This window comes from Rothia sp. ZJ932 (assembly GCF_016924835.1).
Lineage (GTDB): Bacteria > Actinomycetota > Actinomycetes > Actinomycetales > Micrococcaceae > Rothia.
In genome coordinates this window covers 857,515-875,622 of the sequence record NZ_CP070480.1, presented here as the reverse complement: position 1 = coordinate 875,622, position 18,108 = coordinate 857,515, and the positions used below count along the sequence as shown (strand labels likewise).

The 18,108-nt window shown below is 53.6% G+C and carries 15 protein-coding genes; 1 reads left to right on the top strand and 14 read right to left on the bottom strand.

Features of this window, described 5'->3' with window-relative positions; genetic code table 11:
- Positions 1–32: 32 nt before the first annotated feature.
- The 10 genes from JR346_RS04035 to JR346_RS03990 all read right to left on the bottom strand — a co-directional run bounded on the left by JR346_RS04035 (position 33) and on the right by JR346_RS03990 (position 10,990).
- Positions 33–959, bottom strand: a complete 927-nt coding sequence (locus JR346_RS04035; protein ID WP_205483443.1) for a F0F1 ATP synthase subunit gamma — start codon at positions 957–959, stop codon at positions 33–35.
- A gap of 84 nt (positions 960–1,043) precedes the next feature.
- Positions 1,044–2,669 (bottom strand): F0F1 ATP synthase subunit alpha, encoded by a 1,626-nt coding sequence (gene atpA, locus JR346_RS04030; RefSeq protein WP_204876879.1) that lies wholly within the window; start codon positions 2,667–2,669, stop codon positions 1,044–1,046.
- Positions 2,670–2,839: 170 nt separating this feature from the next.
- Complete coding sequence (locus JR346_RS04025; protein ID WP_204876881.1) at positions 2,840–3,652, bottom strand: F0F1 ATP synthase subunit delta; 813 nt, start codon at positions 3,650–3,652, stop codon at positions 2,840–2,842.
- Positions 3,652–4,203 carry a F0F1 ATP synthase subunit B gene (locus JR346_RS04020; RefSeq protein ID WP_204876883.1) on the bottom strand — a complete coding sequence of 184 codons (552 nt, stop codon included), beginning with the start codon at positions 4,201–4,203 and terminating at the stop codon, positions 3,652–3,654. The genes JR346_RS04025 and JR346_RS04020 overlap by 1 nt, the downstream gene beginning before the upstream one ends.
- 49 nt (positions 4,204–4,252) lie before the next feature.
- A complete protein-coding gene (atpE, locus tag JR346_RS04015; RefSeq protein WP_204876885.1) occupies positions 4,253–4,462 on the bottom strand; it encodes an ATP synthase F0 subunit C in 210 nt (69 codons plus the stop codon).
- A 150-nt stretch (positions 4,463–4,612) separates the two neighbouring features.
- Positions 4,613–5,401, bottom strand: a complete 789-nt coding sequence (gene atpB, locus JR346_RS04010; protein ID WP_239478672.1) for a F0F1 ATP synthase subunit A — start codon at positions 5,399–5,401, stop codon at positions 4,613–4,615.
- A gap of 341 nt (positions 5,402–5,742) precedes the next feature.
- Positions 5,743–6,210, bottom strand: coding sequence for a hypothetical protein (locus JR346_RS04005; RefSeq protein ID WP_205483441.1), 468 nt, complete (start codon positions 6,208–6,210; stop codon positions 5,743–5,745).
- Entirely contained in the window at positions 6,203–7,222 is a 1,020-nt protein-coding gene (locus JR346_RS04000; protein WP_240334016.1) for a glycosyltransferase family 4 protein, read from the bottom strand. The genes JR346_RS04005 and JR346_RS04000 overlap by 8 nt, the downstream gene beginning before the upstream one ends.
- Entirely contained in the window at positions 7,219–9,111 is a 1,893-nt protein-coding gene (locus tag JR346_RS03995; protein WP_205483439.1) for a nucleoside-diphosphate sugar epimerase/dehydratase, read from the bottom strand. The genes JR346_RS04000 and JR346_RS03995 overlap by 4 nt, the downstream gene beginning before the upstream one ends.
- A gap of 4 nt (positions 9,112–9,115) precedes the next feature.
- On the bottom strand, positions 9,116–10,990 hold the full coding sequence (locus JR346_RS03990) for a glycosyltransferase (protein WP_240334015.1): 1,875 nt from the start codon (positions 10,988–10,990) through the stop codon (positions 9,116–9,118).
- Between the two features lie 261 nt (positions 10,991–11,251).
- Here JR346_RS03990 and JR346_RS03985 point away from each other — a divergent pair, with 261 nt between their 5' ends.
- A complete protein-coding gene (locus JR346_RS03985) occupies positions 11,252–12,322 on the top strand; it encodes an NAD(P)-dependent oxidoreductase (RefSeq protein WP_205483437.1) in 1,071 nt (356 codons plus the stop codon).
- 115 nt (positions 12,323–12,437) lie between these two features.
- On the opposite strand, the gene JR346_RS03980 is transcribed toward JR346_RS03985, so the two are convergent.
- The 4 genes from JR346_RS03980 to rho all read right to left on the bottom strand — a co-directional run bounded on the left by JR346_RS03980 (position 12,438) and on the right by rho (position 17,709).
- Positions 12,438–13,439, bottom strand: coding sequence for an L-threonylcarbamoyladenylate synthase (locus JR346_RS03980; protein ID WP_240334014.1), 1,002 nt, complete (start codon positions 13,437–13,439; stop codon positions 12,438–12,440).
- A gap of 39 nt (positions 13,440–13,478) precedes the next feature.
- Positions 13,479–14,384, bottom strand: a complete 906-nt coding sequence (gene prmC / locus JR346_RS03975; protein WP_240334013.1) for a peptide chain release factor N(5)-glutamine methyltransferase — start codon at positions 14,382–14,384, stop codon at positions 13,479–13,481.
- Between the two features lie 6 nt (positions 14,385–14,390).
- Positions 14,391–15,470 carry a peptide chain release factor 1 gene (gene prfA / locus JR346_RS03970; protein ID WP_204876897.1) on the bottom strand — a complete coding sequence of 360 codons (1,080 nt, stop codon included), beginning with the start codon at positions 15,468–15,470 and terminating at the stop codon, positions 14,391–14,393.
- A 142-nt stretch (positions 15,471–15,612) separates the two neighbouring features.
- The gene (gene rho / locus JR346_RS03965) at positions 15,613–17,709 is read right to left on the bottom strand and encodes a transcription termination factor Rho (protein ID WP_205483426.1); all 2,097 of its coding nucleotides are present in this window, start codon (positions 17,707–17,709) and stop codon (positions 15,613–15,615) included.
- Positions 17,710–18,108 lie beyond the last annotated feature (399 nt).

Sequence of the window (18,108 nt, the reverse complement as noted above, 5' to 3'; positions counted from 1 at the left end):
AGATTAAAGTTTGTTGTTGAGGTAGTTTCAGGTTATGAGGCCAGCGCGTCCGCGCCACCCACAATTTCTGACAGCTCCTGAGTAATCGCAGCCTGACGAGCGTTGTTCATCAGTCGCTTGTACTTCTTGATGAGCTCATCAGCGTTATCGCCCGCTGACTTCATCGCGCGCTGGCGAGATGCCAGTTCGGATGCTGCTGCTTCAAGGAGGCAAGCGTAAAGGCGAGACGCAATGTATCGAGGCATCAGCGCATCGAGTACATCCTGCGGGTTGGGCTCAAAGTCGAAGGCTGAGTTCTGCTTGAACTCATCATCTTCAAGACGGTGACCAGGAACGATTTCTTCGCCCATTGAACGGGCATCGCTCACTGCCAGAGGCAGCAGACGCAGAATCTTGGTTTCCTGGGTAACCATTGAGATGAACTCGGTGTACACGATGTGAAGATCGTCAACGCCGCCCTCTTCAAAGGGACGAGCGTAGGCTTCAAGCAACGCATCACGAATATCAACTGCGGTCTGGACCTCGGGCGCATCGGTGTTACCCTCCCACGCCTTCTCATAGGAACGCTCGCGGAAATCAAAATATGACTTTGCCTTACGACCTACAAGATACAGCTGAACCTCGCGTCCTTCACCACGCAACTTCTCAATCAAACCTTCAGTCTTCTTCAGCACGGAGGCTGAGTAAGAACCTGCAAGGCCGCGATCAGAAGTCAGAACCAACACTGCCGACCGGCGGGAGTTGACGCTCTGGTTGATGAGCGGATGCGAGATTGAGCTCTGAGTTGCGATAGCAGTAACCGCTTTGGTCAAAGCATTTGCGTAGGGGCTAGCGGCGTTAGCGTTACGACGAGCCTTATTGATGCGTGAGGTTGCGATCATCTCCATCGCCTTGAAGATTTTCTTCATCGACGATGTTGAAGCAATCTTTTGACGGTAAACCCTAATCTGGGCTCCCATGAAGCTTCCTTTCTGTTTCTGTAGGCTTTCGGGCTTTGAGATTTCTCGACAAAGCCCGAAAGCTTATTTTTCAGAAACTAATCGCTAACCAATGGTTTCCTGTGACACTTCTGCGTCTGAAACCGGCTTGAACTCTTCATGACCCGCATCAACCAGGTGGCTTGAACCCTCTGAGCGGAAGTCACGCTTGACCTCAGCAACCGCCGCCTCAAGTGCATCCTTATCAGCGTCTTCGAGCTTACCAGTTGCACCGATGTTGTCGAGAACGTTGGTGGTACGACGCAGGTGGTCGATGAACTGCTCTTCGAAGCGAAGAACGTCTGAGACCTCGAGGTGATCCAGGTGACCTGAAGTACCAGCCCAGATTGAAACAACCTGTTCTTCAACCGCGTAGGGGGTGTACTGGGGCTGACGCAGAAGCTCAGTCAGACGTGCGCCACGGGTCAGCTGCTGCTTTGAGGCATCATCAAGGTCAGATGCGAACATAGCGAATGCTTCCATTGCGCGGTACTGAGCAAGTTCGAGCTTCAAGGTACCTGAAACCTTCTTCATTGCCTTGGTCTGAGCCGCACCACCAACGCGTGACACCGAGATACCCACGTCTACTGCGGGGCGCTGGTTCGCGTTGAAGAGGTCTGACTGCAAGAAGATCTGACCGTCGGTAATCGAAATAACGTTGGTCGGAATGAAGGCTGAAACGTCGTTTGCCTTAGTTTCAATGATTGGGAAGCCGGTCATAGAACCTGCACCCAGCTCGTCTGAGAGCTTTGCACAGCGTTCGAGCAAACGAGAGTGCAAGTAGAAGACATCGCCGGGGTATGCTTCACGACCCGGAGGACGGCGGAGCAGCAGTGACACTGCACGGTAGGCTTCTGCCTGTTTTGACAGGTCATCAAAGATAATCAGAACGTGCTTGCCACCGTACATCCAGTGCTGGCCGATAGCCGAGCCGGTGTAAGGTGCCAGGTACTTGAAGCCTGCAGCATCGGATGCAGGAGACGCCACGATGGTGGTGTACTCCAAAGCGCCCTGCGCCTCAAGGGTGGTACGTACTGCGGCAATAGTTGATGCCTTCTGACCCACTGCAACATAGATGCAACGAACCTGCTTGTTGACGTCGCCTGAAGCCCAGTTAGCTTTCTGGTTCAAAATCGCGTCAACCGCAATTGCGGTTTTACCGGTCTGACGGTCACCAATAATCAGCTGACGCTGACCGCGACCAATCGGGATCATGGCGTCGATTGCCTTGAGACCGGTCTGGAGCGGTTCGTGAACTGACTTACGCTGGGTAACACCGGGTGCTTGGAGTTCCAATGCACGGCGTCCCTCAGCCTTGATGGGACCCAAATCGTCAATGGGTTGACCGAGGGGGTCAACTACACGACCGAGGAACTCGTCACCTACGGGTACAGACAGTACTTCACCAGTGCGGTGAACTGCCTGACCTTCTTCGATACCGGTGAAATCGCCAAGGACGATTACACCGATTTCACGGGTGTCAAGGTTCTGTGCCAGGCCCAAAGTGCCGTCTTCAAAGCGAAGCAGCTCATTAGCCATTACTGAGGGAAGGCCCTCAACACGTGCGATACCGTCTGATGCGGTTGCAACGCGACCTACCTCAACACGTTCTGCGTTGCCGGGTTCGTAAGACGCCGCGAAGTCATTCAGCGCATTACGGACATCATCGGCGTTGATGGTCAAATCGGCCATCTTGTGTCCTGCTCTCCTAATTTGTGGCTGGTATACGGTTTTATCAACGGTATACACAGACCGAATCTTGCGTGAGTGTTCTCTGACGGGTTGGTGATTATCCACTAACCGGTCGAGAACAAACCGTTGTATCTACTAAATCACCGTCTGCATCAAGACAGATGCGTTTGTTACGCTACTGCGCGATCGAGCTCAGAAAGTTTGGTTGAGACGGTACCGTCTACAATTTCGTCTCCGACCTGAACACGAAGACCACCAACAACCGCGGGGTCGATAGTGATATCGAGCTTAAGGTTCTTGTTGTATACCTTGTTCAGTGCGTTCTGGAGCTTCACGATCTGAGCCTCAGACAGCGGACGCGCCGCGGTAACACGGGCGATCCAGCGGTTTTGACGCTTGACGATGATTTCCACGAACTTTTGTGCGACGCGGGCTGCTGTGAGACCGCGCGGACGCGCGCCAGCACGTTCCAGCAGAAGCTGAGATTCAGGGGCAACGTTGGTGCCGCCCAGTGAAATCGCCAGCTTCTTTTTTGCTTCATTGCTTGCCCGACCATCGACGAGTGCTTCCTGAGCCTGAGCCGAAGTGTTCACAGTGTTGATGAAGATCAGCAGGTTATTGACGACTGTCTCCAGTGCCTCAACTCCCCCGCGTGACTCTGCAGCAATAGCTGCTGACAAAGTTGCTACGGTTTCAAGAGCATCTGCCAAATCTCGTTCTTCGCTCCAACGCTGTGATACTGCTTCAGCCACAACGTTCAAAGCGGAGTCTGAGATTTTGCCTGCAAAGACTGCTTTGACGATTCCAGTGCGAGATTCAATCTCGCGGGAAGGATCAATTAGTGCTCGACGCAAGGTGCCATCGCGGTCGATAACATCAACGACTGCGAAGAGTTCCTCAGCCAGTGAAGCGGCATGCTGCGAGGCATTTGTCTGCAACGCTGCTTCAACCTTTTTCAGTGATTCAGTCGATACTCCTGTCATTACCGAGTAGCACCTACACTCTGCTGTTCGGTTTCAAGGTCAGCAAGAAAACGATCTACTACACGGTTTGAGCGTGCATCGTCGTTCAGGGATTCGCCGACAATCTTGCCTGCAAGAACTGTTGCCAGGGTGCCAACCTCAGCACGAAGTGAGGTCAACGCTGCTGCGCGTTCTGCTTCGATAGTCTTCTGAGCGTTATCGGTGATGCGGGTAGCTTCAACGGTTGCACGCTGTTTGAAGTCTGCAAGAATAGCTTCGCCTTCTGCACGAGCTTCTTCACGAATCTTCTGAGCTTCCAGACGAGCGCTTTCGAGCTGCTGGTTGTACTCATCACGAGCCGCTGCAGCCTCAGCCTGGGCCTTTTCAGCCTTGGCGAGACCGCCCTCGATAGCTTCTTTTCGGTCCTGATAAATTCTTTCGAACATCGGGACAACGAACTTGATGACGATGCCAAGGAGCAGCAGGAACCCAATGGCGGCAATGGCGATTTCCCAAGGGTTGGGAAAGAGGGGGTTAGCGTGACCCTCTGCAGCTGCCATCAAATGTGACATGGGGAATTTTCCTGTTCTCTAGTTGGTGTGGACGTGTTTGCTAATCAGACTAGCTAATCAGTGCAAGCACGAAACCGAGAACTGCGAGTGCTTCAACCAGCGCGAAGCCAACGAACAGCATGGGCTGCAAGGTGCGCTGCGACTCGGGCTGGCGAGCTACTGAGGTGAAGTAAGCTGCGAAGATGATGCCTACGCCAATGCCACCACCGATGGTTGCAAGACCGTAACCAATTGCGCTCAATGAACCAGCGATTTCCATTGTGTTTCCTTTCGATTGCATCTAGAACTGTTGTGTCTTCATGACACTGTATGTGTTGTGTTCTAGATGTAGTTTTGAGGGTTTGTTGACCCGCGGGTGACGGGTTGCTTTATTCTCCACGAAAAAGGTTTCTCGCGAGAAAATCTTTATTTAGTGACCTTCAGCGACTGCGCCCTGGATGTAGACCGCGAAGAGCAGGGTGAAGACGTATGCCTGGATAACCTGAATCATAAGCTCCAGGAAGAAGAGGAAGATACCCAGGAAGCCTGATGCCAGACCGACTACTGCGGTGGCGCCACCTACCTCAGTGACCAGGTAGGCAGTCAGCGACGAGGCAACCATCAAAGCGATGTGACCACCGAACATGGTTGCGAACAGACGCAGAGCGTGAGTGACAGGGCGAATCACCAGGTTTGACAACAGCTCAATCGGAATCAAGATAACAAGTAGCAACGGAGGAACGCCTGAAGGCATGGTCATATCCTTGAAGAACTGACCCAGGCCCTTTGCCTTGATACCGGCGACAATCCACGAGATGTAGGCGATGCCAGCAAGTGCGTAAGCGCTACCAGCGTGCGAGAAGCTGGGAAGCTGAAGGACGGGAATTGAACCGTAAAGGTTGTTCACCAAGACAAAGAAGAATGAGGTGAAGAGCAGGGGAACAAAGGGCTTGAAGTGGTGTACGCCAATCATTTCCTTAGCAATGGAGTTACGAGTGAACAAGTAACCCGATTCAGCTAGGAACTGTGCGCGTGAAGGCACCATTGCGCGCTTGCGTCCAGCCCACATGAAGAAGCCAGCAACAATGACGACCGAGAGCAGCACCAGCAGCATCTGCTTGCCGAAGCCAAACGAACCAATCTGGAAGAAATCGGGTAGATGCATATCATCCACAGTGGGCGGGGTGTATGCCGCTACTACTAGCCCGTTTGAAATCAAGGCAAGTTCCTTTCCTGCTACGCATGCTGCTGTTACCAGAGCAGACAGCTGTAAGTTTTATCAAGTTATGTCAGAGAAAATTATTTTTCTCGTTCTTGAGTGTGGGTCATGTGGTAGTACACCAAGTAGAAACCGCCAACGGCTCCTAAGAGAACTCCTACCCAGATAAAAAAATGAGTGCTAAAGAGCCTATCGAGGACAAAGCCTACCAAACTCCAGAAAGCAATCCCGATTACGACATAGATAAGTGTCATAACAGCACCCGATAGCCCTCCCCCAGCAACAAGTTGACCGGGTGATCTCAAATCAGATTTTCGGGGTTGATTATTCGGTTTTTTCATCTATCTCTTTCTTGCTTGTGCGTCAATCGAGTGAGAGCCATCATGGGCATCAAAGTATAAGATTCTCATACCCATGACTGTTTTCATCTCCACACTGAGCCAAACCACCACTGCGATGAGGGCGCCTACAGCAAGCCAGTTGTTTCTTAAGTAATCGGGAACAGGCACTGTCAGCAACACAAGCCCCAAGAAGGTTACTTTCGCGACGTATGCCAGCATCAGCGCCCTTACTGCCTCAGACATCGAACGACGCCCAGCAACAATGACAACCACGATTCCAACTGCAAAACAGATGTAGACCAGCGCAGCCCCCAAGCCGAAACTTAAAGCCGCGTTGATACCATCTACGATAATAGCAAGGATTAAGCCTCCTGTTACTACCCACAGGAAATATTTACTGACCTCGCGAAAAATTCGTAACCACGGAATATCAGAATCGTAGCTAGTACGCTGTGATGCCTTACGCATGTTTCTCCGCCCGACGCTTGAGAAGGTATGGGAGGACAAGGTAAAAACCAATCAGAATCAAAACCACCAGCCCGGCGCCCAGCGCCTGCTGCGTTTCAAAAGGCAACGCCACAATTGTGATGACAGAGACAACCAACGATAGGCCGTTGACTAATAGAGCACTTGCCACATGACTAAAGCCGTAGTCTGTAAGACGTTGGTAAGTGTGCGAACGGTGGGGTTTGTACCACTGTTCTCCGCGGAGGACGCGGCGTAAGAGAGTAGTGCCGGTATCTGCTAAGTAAATGAGCAGCGGCGAGAGAATGTACTCAACATAGATGCCCGAGAGAAAAGCACCCACCGCCATACAGGCAATGGCTCCACCCAGGAAGTAGGATCCGGCGTCCCCCAAGAAGACATTTTTACCGGTACGAATATTCCAGGGTAAGAAGGCAAGATAACCGACGGCAAGGGCGGCACCGCCTACCATGAGCCATCGAGTATCAGTGCTGTAACCAGCGTAGGCATAAACTCCGCCCACCATGAAACCGTGCAAGCCCGAAATACCATTGACACCGTCCATGAAGTTAGTGACATTGATATAAGCAATGACGGCAATAACGCCCAAAGGAATCCACCAAATAGAAGTTCCCAAAACCAGGGTCAGACCGATGGTGACTGCCGCGCCCACCAAAAACTGAACCGCTAGTCGAGCAATGATTGGCACCCCGCGGAAGTCTTCACCCCACCCAAGCATGCCCGATGCGATAGCGCCTGCTAAAACAATGATCGCAATCGAGCGATCGACCGTCACGAGTCCCAGAACCAGGCTGATAAAAAAGGCGATAGCTACCGCGCAGGCAATTGCTAGCCCCATGCCACGGAAAACCGGTGTTGTGTGGGAAGAGCGGGCAGTGGGTAAATCCACCAGGTTCCAACGGTGCAACAAAGGACGCACCGCGAAAGGAAGCAGAAGCCCCAGCACACCGGCAATCGCAGCGGGTACCGCTAAGGTCATGATGTCGTGGTTCATGATTGCTCCTGTGATATTTCGGTACGGTGCGCCATCTTTTGGGCGTGAAGCTGACCTGATGAGTCACGCCCGTAGGTGCGGTCATCAAGATAGTGCTTGTACCACTTGGAGTAATCTAAGTGCTCAGGATCAAGCGGAATAGCGCGCGTGTGGGAGATAAAGGAGTTCTTATCGCTCACCCTGAAATCCTCGCTGCTACCAAACAGAACCTCGTCCCGTTTCTCTCCCGGACGCAACCCGGTCACGGCGATGTTCACGTCATAACGTTCGTAAGTTCGAATAAGGTTTTCAGCCACGCTGTAGATTTTGACAGGCTTTCCCATATCGAGCACCATCACTTCGCCGGGGGCACCGATTGCTCCCGCTGTCATCACTAGCAGGCAAGCATCGGGAATCAGCATAAAGTAACGGGTAGCGTCAGGGTCGGTCACAGTGATCGGGCCGCCGTCCATAATCTGACGGGTGAAGAGCGGTTTAATAGAGCCCCTCGATCCAAAGACATTACCAAAGCGTACTGATACATAGCGTTTGCCGGTCTGTTCCCCGTACCATGCGGTGAGCATCTCGGCGCTCAACTTTGACTGACCAAGAGCGGTTGTGGGGTCAGCAGCCTTATCCGTCGAGATATTAACAAAAGCTTCAACATTAACCTTAGATGCAGCTTCCAGTACGTTCTTGGTGCCCAATGTATTGGTTTTCCAGGCTTCTTCGGGGTAAGCCTCAAGCGCTGTAACGTGTTTAAGCGCGGCAGCGTGAAATACAACCTCAGGTTGACGTTCAGTAAATACTTTCTCCAGCGCGCCCCGATCACGGATATCAGCCAGCACCACTGAGGGGTCATTGAGGTTGGAGTCACCCCAGATGGTGTAGCGGGTCTCCATCAAAAGGGTCTCATCGCGGTCAAGCATCATCAGCTCAGCGGGCTCAAATTCATGAATCTGACGACACAGCTCTGAACCTATAGAACCACCGGCACCGGTCACCAGCACCCGCTTACCCGTAATGTAGGCTTTGATGTCTTCGGTGCGAATCTGATAATCAATCTTGCCGCGAATACCTTCAAGAATATGGCGGTTGACGTCTTTAACGCTCTCGTCATTCAAACCGGCAATATTAGAAATCATGTTCTTAACCCGGTGCACATCAACACCCAGCTCATGCATACGCTGACTAATATTGCTCAATTTCGAGTCTTTGATATCGGTCATTGCAACAAAGACCTTAGTTGCATGGTAGCGCTTGACCAGGGTCTCGAGGTCTTTGCCAGTACCCATAACAGCAACAGACTGGATGCGCGCATTACGCAAAGAAGGATCATCATCGACAATAGCTACCGGTCGGTAGGTCGACTTTGAATCCGACATCAAATTCGAAACAAAAGAACGACCCACAAAACCGCCACCGTAGACAATAACCGGCTCAGTATGTTCGTAAGAAGGACGATTGGTGTAATCCTCAACGATGCGTTTGAGATAGCGCATGACCATCATCAGCAGCAAGGCAAAGGGGAAGGCAATAAGAATGACAGAACGGGGCACGCTAATGTGCCAGGCGAAAAGCAAGAGCGCCAGTAGCATGAAGACCGTAACCGCTAGGGTGACGGGGTAAAGAATTTTGCCCTCGGCAAATGACCCGTAGGAGTAGCGTCCGCGGTAAAGACCGAAAAGCGCGCCCAGCCCAATCTGCACAATGATAGCGGTGAGCACCACAACGGTGATACCGGTGGGGTTAATCTGCTCCAGCTGACCGCCATAACGCAGGAAGAATCCCAGGGGCAGGGCAAGGCTCCATGACAGCGAGTCCAAGGCAATCTGAACGTACTGCCACCATTTCTTACGCTCGTAACCGGTATTTACCACGGGCAGGGTTGTTGTGTTGGTAGTTTCCATGTGTTTACCCTCCCTTCCTGAAAGTAGAAGCAAATGAACGACCAATCATTGATCGGTACAGGTTCTTTCGAGTACCAACCGGTAACGCCCGGTAAACCAGACGCACACTCAAGTTTTTGGCGGTTTGAATTCCTGTGAGGAATCCTCCGGTGTAAAGGCGATGTTGAAGTTCGAAGTCTTTTCGCAGCGCTTCGGTGCCACCCCTGCGCTCATAGGCGCCGGCTCCGACCCTGTAGCGCACCAAAGGTTGAGCCAGATTATCAAGACGATAGCCTCGCATACTCAAGCGTGCCCACAGCCAGTAGTCTTCGGCACCTGTCACGTGTTCGTACCCGCCCACTGATTCCACCGCGCTTTTACGGAAAACGACGGTGGGGTGCATGATGGGGTTGCGCGAGCGCAGCACCCTGCGAATATTTTGCACCCCGGTGCATGCTTGGCGCACAGGCTGATCGGTGCTAGTGGTGCTTTCAAATTCAAGCATGGACGCGCCCAACACCGCTAGGTTACCCGCGGCGATACGCGGGATCTGTGTTGAGAAACGCTGCGGGGTTGAGATGTCATCAGCATCCGCTCGCGCGATGATGTCGTGGTTGCAGTAGCGCAATCCTTCGGTCAGGGCTGCGGCTAGACCTGCGTTCTCTGTCAGACGGACGAGAGTGATAGGGCAGGTGCTCCCCTGCTGGGAGCTGTGCATCCAGCGGTCGATGGTTGCTTCTACGTCTGGGGCAAGGAGCCCGTCGAGAACAAGGACCAGCTCGGCAGGCTTGAGCTCTTGTTCCACGAGGTTTGAGCGAAGCGATTCTTCAAGTTGCTCAGCGGTATCGGCACGGTAGACACTCATGAGCACGGTAAAGTCTGTTGCCACCGGGGCAAGTTCTACGGGGTGGGTGGATTCCAAGCTATAGAGGTTGTGCAGAACCTGCTCATTACTGCGAAAGCGAATCAGCGCGTCCTTGATTCCCTGAGCCAGGTACCCACCGTAGGTTTTTTTGTCAGTGGTGTTGAGCATAGTACTCATCCACAGACGTACAGTGGATCCCCCGTACAAGAATTTTTCGAGGGGGTTGAGGGTGCGGCGGCGGGTAAAGACCCAGAGCTTATTACGCACGTCATTGTAAAAACGCGGGCCGGGGGCAGCGTTAGTGGTACCGAAGGTTTTGGTGTGGTGTTTAGCCACTGATCCTTCGACAGATATTCCGTTGCTGTGGCGGATCAGCGCGGTGGAATACTCAAAATCGTCATTCCAGATAAAGAAGTCAGCCAGCGGTAACCCGTACTGGCGCATGACGGCAGCATCCATCATCAGAGAGACAAAGGAGCCAGAGCGAATGGGACGGGCGCCAACAGCTTGAGCGCGACGGTGGCGCTGTTCCCCTGCTGCGAACATAGTGCGCGGAGTATTCATGGGGTGCTCTTGGCCGTTATCCCACACCACCGTTGAGGCAACAACTGCAGGACGTTGCAAACGCACCGGGGCATAGTTGTACCAGGCTGCATACGATTCGCTCAAGGTATTTTCGGTCGGTTCAGTATCGTCGTCCATCACCCACACGAGATCAGCCTGGTGTCGTGTCAGCGCTCTATCGATGCCCACCGCAAAACCCCCGGCACCACCGGTATTTTCATCGAGTCGCACCACATCAACAGTGAGAGACGTTTCAAGGTTAGCCAAGAAAGAAGGAGTATCGTCAGTCGAAGCGTTATCAACGATGACAACAGCATCAGGCACCTTCGCACCGTTTTCGATGCCTTGCAGGGTCAAGCGCAGCAGGTTAAGGCGGTTGTAGGTCACGACCACGGCGACCACACGATCGGGGGCAGTCATGACGTTGCGGGTGCTTGAAGTGACCGACACTGCCGGTTGCAGTTGATTCATCGAAGAGAACAGAGCCTTTCTGAAAATTCGTAGCTCGCAGCACCCTCCACTATGAAGGTGCGGCGAGAGACGACTATCTTAGGTAAGTTTACCGAAAGTCAGAGAAGACTTTGTTGCCTACTTCTACCTTTGTCCCCTCCGACTCTGATAAATCTTCGTGTTTTTAACCTCTTCCTGTGTCACAGTTATAGGTGTGTACCTCAAAAGTGCTTATCAGTAAGCAGCACACCTATTTTTATAAAAGAGGGGAAGATACAACAGATGAGTTCATCACCGTGGAAAGTCATTGGAGCCAGCGGTTTCGTGGGGTCTGCCATTTTAGCTCGACTGCGAGCTGAAGGTATTGAAGCTGACCCTATTGAGGCTCCCCGCCTATCAACTCACGCAACCGATGCTAAAACCCTGATTAAAGAGGCACGACGGTTAGAAGCAATTATTGACTCTCTCGCAGATTCTTTTGCCGGGGCTGAAGTTGTTATTAACGCTTCTGGCTTAGCTGCCCCCTCACAACAAGATTTAGCGCCCCTAGTCGGTGCCAACGCCCTGCTCCCCGCTGTTATCGCTATCGCAGCTCAACGAACAGGCATCAAGCGCCTAATTCACATGAGCAGTGCAGCGGTGCAGGGCAACGTGGAAGTGCTTGACTCTACCCCCGTTACCCAGCCATTCTCCGCTTACTCATTTTCCAAAGCTCTCGGCGAAGAAGTTCTGTTGAACCTCGAACGTTTCATTAACAAGCAGGCTGCTGCAGGTGCTGCCCCCGGCTCCGCACACTCAGATTTCCCGGCGGCACCCGCGTCCGCCCCCGCAACGGTGGCACCGCATCATGCACTTGAGCTGTGCATTGTGCGTGCGACGTCAGTGATGGGCAGAGGACGGCGCACCACCGAGGCATTTGCCCGCTTTGCATCTTCTCCCCTAGCATCTGTCGCAGCAGGTAACCACCGCACCCCCATTGCCTCAAACTACGCCCTCGCTGAGTTCACGGTTAAGGTCGGTGCTTTCGACGGACATCTCCCCAGCATCGTTCTGCAACCCTGGGAAGGAGCAACTGCCAAGAGTGTGCTGGTGGATGCAGGACGCCGCCTACCCCTGCAGATTCCTGCCAGCATCGCCCGCGTCGCCGTTGCAGCCGGTTACGCTATTTCTGAAGCACTGGGTGACCGCTTTCAAGCACCCGTGCGCCGCATTGAGCTAATGTGGTTCGGGCAAGATCAAGACGATTCATGGGCACAAGAGCACCAGCTGATTCCCACCCCACGGGTGAGCGAGGTCTTACGCGATGCGCACACAGCGCTGGGCAAAAAGCAGGATGCTCGGTTCATCAGCTAGCGAAAGCAGCGCGGTATCTAAGAGTTGCAGCACATACAGCCCATAAAAAGAGGAGATCGATGACTTGTTCAGTCACCGACCCCCTCTTTCTATACCCGTGTTGAAGTGCGGTGTTCTACTTCTTAGTGCCGAACACCAGTGAACGCGCCGTATCAACAGAGAGCGGCTTGGTAACATCCTGAGCGCGCTGGCTCTCTACAAAGTGCGCGCCCTCAGTACGTAGCTGGTCCACCCCGCCCGTTGAGGTGCTAGCTCCCACCAGTTTGCTGAGATGGCTGGTGTTGCTGGGTGCAGACGCGCGGCGGGCAGGCTTGATAGGCTCGTGCTCAATCTCGTCTGCTACCTGAGCCGCAGAAACACTACCTGCGGTCGGTTCCTCAGCCATAGCTCGAGCGTCTAGTGCTTGTTGAGCTTCAATGCGTCGCTGTTCGTCCCACTGTCTTTTGGTTAAAGCACCGGGTGCCACAGAACGAATCTCGTCCGCGCCAATAGCGCCCTCACGCACAATAACCGGGGTTTCTCCGGTGCAATCAACAATGGTGGAGGGCATGATATCTTTGGCTTCAACATCTTCACCGCGATTAACCGGGCGGATGCCTCCGTCCACAATCAATTCGACATTTTCACCCAGCTGGTCGGCTGCCTCAGCAGCAGTAGTTGCGGCAACGCGACCGGTTTTGTTTGCGGAAGAAACCGCTAGCGGGCCGGTTTGGCGCAGTAAATCAATGGTCAAATCGTCGCTGGGCACACGCAGCGCCACAGTGCCCTTGGTATCGCCTAAATCCCAGGTCAGTGATGGCTGGGCATAGCAGATGAGAGTCAACGGACCGGGCCAGAAAGCATCGGCAAGAGCGCGCGCCTCATCACTGATATCATCGGCTAACCCAGCCAGGACCGAGCTGCTATAAATCAGCACGGGCGGCGGCATTTGCCGGGAACGTCCCTTCGCCGCCAGTAGCGCTCGAACTCCCCCTGCCGAAAAAGCGTCGGCGGCAATACCGTAGACGGTGTCGGTGGGAACAACAATTACTTTGCCGCCCTGCACAGCGGTAGCTGCCGCGCTAAGGGCTTCAGCGCGCTCGGCGGCAGTTTCAACAGAATAAATCTTTGCGTTCACAGCATCCATTCTTTCACGAAACCTTCAAAAGTTACTGACTCACGAAATCAGGTGCGGTTTATAGCCGCTCGTGTGGCGAGGTTTTCCCGCTAAATCATTTATAGATTCAACCTTCTCAAAGCCAACGACCGCGAACATAGCGGCGGCTAACTCCCGCTGAGTTTCAGCGTGTTCCATGACGAGGTACCCTCCCGGCTTCAATAATTCAAAGGCGCGCAAGGCTATCTTATAGGGAATATCCATACCGTCTTCGCTACCACCGTAGAGCGCTATCTGAGGATCGTGCTCACGCACCTCAGGGTCTTTCGGAACAGCACCCGTTGGAATATAGGGTGGGTTGGTTGCCACCGCATCAACTTCTCCCAGCAAATCCTCACACGCAACCGTTGCATCGCCCCGGCGCAGATCGACTCCCAACGGTTCAAGGTTCAGATGTGCCCACTCATATGCCTCCGCACTCAGCTCTACCGCGTGAACGGTAGCAGCAGGAAACTCCGTGGCAAGAGCAGCAGCGATGGCACCAGAGCCGGTACACAAATCAACCACCACAGGCTTACCTACACCCTGCGCCTTGAACCGCTCCAAGGCGTTCAGTGCGTGATCGACCAACAACTCAGTCTCAGGACGCGGGGTAAAAACTCCCGGTCCCACGTTCAGCTCCAGATGACGAAAGTAAGCAACACCGGTCAAATGCTGCAAAGGAACACGTTGGGCACGTTGACTCACCAGCTCCGCAAAACCGGGAGGCACCTGCGCTCCTGACAGAGCGAGCGCCTGCACACGTCCACGCGACACGCTCTCCCCCAGCTCAGCGCTCACAAGGTGAGCAGCCAAAAGCTGAGCATCAACCATCGCAGATTCAATGCCAGCAGAAATAAGAAAAGCGCCAGCCCGGCGAAGAGCTGAATCTAGTTCTTCACCGGGCTGTATCTGAAAATCAGTCACTGAGTTTTATTTCTCCTGGCCCAGTGCCTCAAGACGGTGAGCTTCATCCATCTCAATGGCAGACTGAATCACAGGCTCCAGAGCACCATCAATCACAGCGTCAAGGTTGTACGCCTTGTAGCCGGTGCGGTGATCAGCAATACGGTTTTCGGGGTAATTGTAGGTGCGGATGCGCTCGGAACGGTCCATGGTACGCACCTGAGAGGCACGGTGGGCAGCGTTCTCAGCATCAATCTGTTCCTGCTGGTGCGCCAGCAAACGAGCACGCAACACGCGCATTGCCGCTTCGCGGTTCTGCAGCTGCGACTTCTCGTTCTGCATCGCAACCACAATGCCGGTAGGCAAGTGGGTAATACGAACAGCGGAATCAGTGGTGTTCACTGACTGACCGCCGGGACCTGACGAACGGTAAACATCAATCTTCAAATCATTCTGGTTGATAGCGATTTCATCGGGCTCATCAACTTCGGGGAAGACCAGCACACCGGCAGCCGAGGTATGAATGCGTCCCTGCGATTCGGTCGCGGGAACGCGCTGCACACGGTGTACACCACCTTCATACTTGAGGTGCGCCCAAACGCCTTCAGCAGGATCATTGGAGTTACCCTTAATAGCTACCTGAACGTCCTTGTAGCCGCCCACATCGGTCATATTCGACTCGATGATTTCGGTCTTCCAGCCCTTAGACTCAGCGTAACGAGTGTACATACGCAGCAAATCGCCAGCGAAAAGTGAAGCCTCATCGCCGCCTTCACCGCCCTTAACTTCAAGAATGACGTTACGGCCATCGTCCGGGTCACGGGGAATCAACAAACGGCGCAACTTCTCTTCTGCCGCGGGCAAAGCAGCTTCGAGCTCTTCGACCTCAGCAGCAAAATCGGAATCTTCATCAGCCATCTCCTGAGCAGCTTCGAGATCGCCCTTGATACCTTGATAACGGGTGTGTGCCTCTACGATGCCGTTAAGTTCGGCGTAACGACGGCCCAGTTTACGCGCTTTACCCTGATCGGCGTGTACCGCGGGGTCAGCCAGCTGTTTCTGCAGCTCAGCGTGTTCATCAAGCAGAGTCTGAATGGAATCAAACATTGTTCATGCTTTCTTGTAGATGTAAAAGGTGGCAGCCGCAGCAAACCACAAAAAATGATCGGGAATGAACCGGGTAGGGCGCTACCTTACTGAAGGGGGTATCAGCAAGGTAGCGTCTATAAACAGTGACGAACGCCGCCGGTTAGTCGTGGTTCTTATTGAGCTGTGACTTCTGCACAGCGAGCAAGAACTCAACGTTTGAACCGGTCTCACGCAGGCGTGAGGTCAGCAGGTTCAGTGCCTGTTCCTGTTCCATACCTGCAAGGACGCGGCGCAGACCCCACATAATCTTGACTTCTTCACCAGAAAGCAGGTTCTCTTCGCGGCGGGTACCTGAGCCGTTGACATCAACAGCGGGGAAGATGCGCTTATCAGCAAGCTGACGTGAAAGACGCAGCTCCATGTTACCGGTGCCCTTGAACTCTTCGAAGATGACTTCGTCCATCTTTGAACCGGTTTCTACCAAAGCGGTTGCCAAAATGGTGAGTGAGCCGCCCTCCTCGATGTTGCGTGCAGCACCGAAGAATTTCTTGGGCGGGTAGAGCGCAGCAGAATCAACGCCGCCCGAGAGAATACGACCAGACGCAGGAGCCGCTAGGTTGTAGGCGCGTCCCAAACGGGTCATTGAATCGAGCAGCACAACAACGTCGTGACCCTGTTCTACCAAGCGCTTAGCGCGCTCAATAGCAAGTTCAGCCACGGTGGTGTGATCTTCGGCGGGGCGGTCAAAGGTTGAGGCGATAACCTCACCCTTAACAGTGCGCTTCATATCGGTTACTTCTTCAGGACGCTCATCAACGAGCACCATCATCAAGTGAACCTCAGGGTTGTTGGTAGTAATTGCGTTAGCAATAGACTGCAGCATAAGGGTCTTACCTGCCTTAGGAGGTGAGACAATCAGACCGCGCTGACCCTTACCAATCGGTGCAACCAAGTCAACGACGCGGGTGCCCAGCTTCTTAGGCTCAGTCTCAAGGCGCAGACGCTCCTTGGGGTAGAGCGGGGTCAGCTTCGCAAAATCACGGCGCTGAGCTGATTCTTCAGGGGTCAGACCGTTGATAGAGGTCAGCTGCACCAGAGCGTTGAACTTCTGACGTGAGTTGTTCTGATTCTCACCTTCACGCAGAGCACGAATAGCACCCACCACGGCATCGCCCTTACGCAGACCGTAACGCTTGACCTGCGCCAAAGAAACGTAAACGTCGTTGGGGCCGGGCAGCCAGCCTGAGGTACGAACAAAAGCGTAGTTATCAAGAACGTCCAAGATACCGGCCACAGGTACTAGAACGTCATCCTCTGAAATCTCGGGTTCATCGTTATCACCGCGACGGTTACGGCGGTCGCGGCGTTCCTGGTTGCGGTCGCGGCGATTGCGGTTGCGGCGCTCGCGGCGGTCGTTATCGTCCGGGCCGTTGTTGCGGTCATCGCGATTGCTACGGTCATCGCGGTTCGGGCGTTCTGACCTGTCGTACTTCTCAGACTTGTCTTCTGAGCGGTCTTCACGGTTGTTGCGCTGGGGGCGCTCACGGCGGGTACGGCGTTCAGAACGCTCGTTGCGGTTATTCTTCTCTGACTTCTCGTCAGCACCATCGTTGTTCTCAGTCTTCTCTGCTGAATCTGATGACTCGTTGGAGGACTTGGACGGCTGTGAAGAATCCTGAGTCTCTGTTGCCTCGCTGTTATCGTCGCTCTTTTTGCGGCGGCGGTCTGAGCGGGTACGGGTACGGCGGTTAGTTGTGTTTTCGGTGGAATCATCTGATAATTCTGCACCCTCACGAGCAACAGCGTCGATAGAAGCATCCTTCTGCTCACCGCTTTCCTGAGTACCCTTTTCGGTTGCTGATTCCTGATTTTCAGCTAAAGCGTTGCTGGTGGCGCGGCGGTTACCGCGGCGCTTGCGAACGGGCTTAGCGTCCTCCGCTGTTACCTCGCCCTGTGATGCTTCAGTGTTCTGCTGGGTGTTCTCATCAGCAGTTTCTGATGCCTTTGCCTGAGCTGCGCGCTTGCGAGCAGGTTTTTCAGCAGGTGCCTGAGTTTCTTCGGCACGATCTGCGACGGAGGAACCACGCTGGTGGGCTGCAATAGCCTCCACCAAGTTTGATTTACGCAGTCGACGAGCGCCAACAATGCCCAACTGCGATGCCAAAGACTGAAGTTGAGCCAATTTCAGGCTGCTCAGGCTTGATGATTTGTTGTCGGTAATTTCCGCGCCAGTTGTCTGGTCGGTAGATTCAGCCACGAAGGTTCCTTCCCTCTTTATGTGGAAAATGTAGTGATATGACGGTGCGATTTCAGAAGACACACCCGGACATCGCTATAGCAAGCGATGTCTATTTGCGTAGCAATTATGTGTAAGAAACATAAAGCATAAACGTTCTTTGCCGGTGGGCGTCACCTCAGGCGAAATCCCAACACGGGCATGACATCCAAATTCAATGAACCGGGTGCCCGGTGCTACAAAGAGCGGGTGTTAGTGCCATGCGCTGACCACAAACTCATCAGCGGGCGTTTCAAATCAGCGGAGCGTGCGAACACGGCTATGTTTTTTCGCATGACCGATGCATTTGAAAGTTTATGAGTCAAGTGAGCGCATCAAGGAAACGCATCTACTCAGTGCGGTAGGTATAGATAATTATCT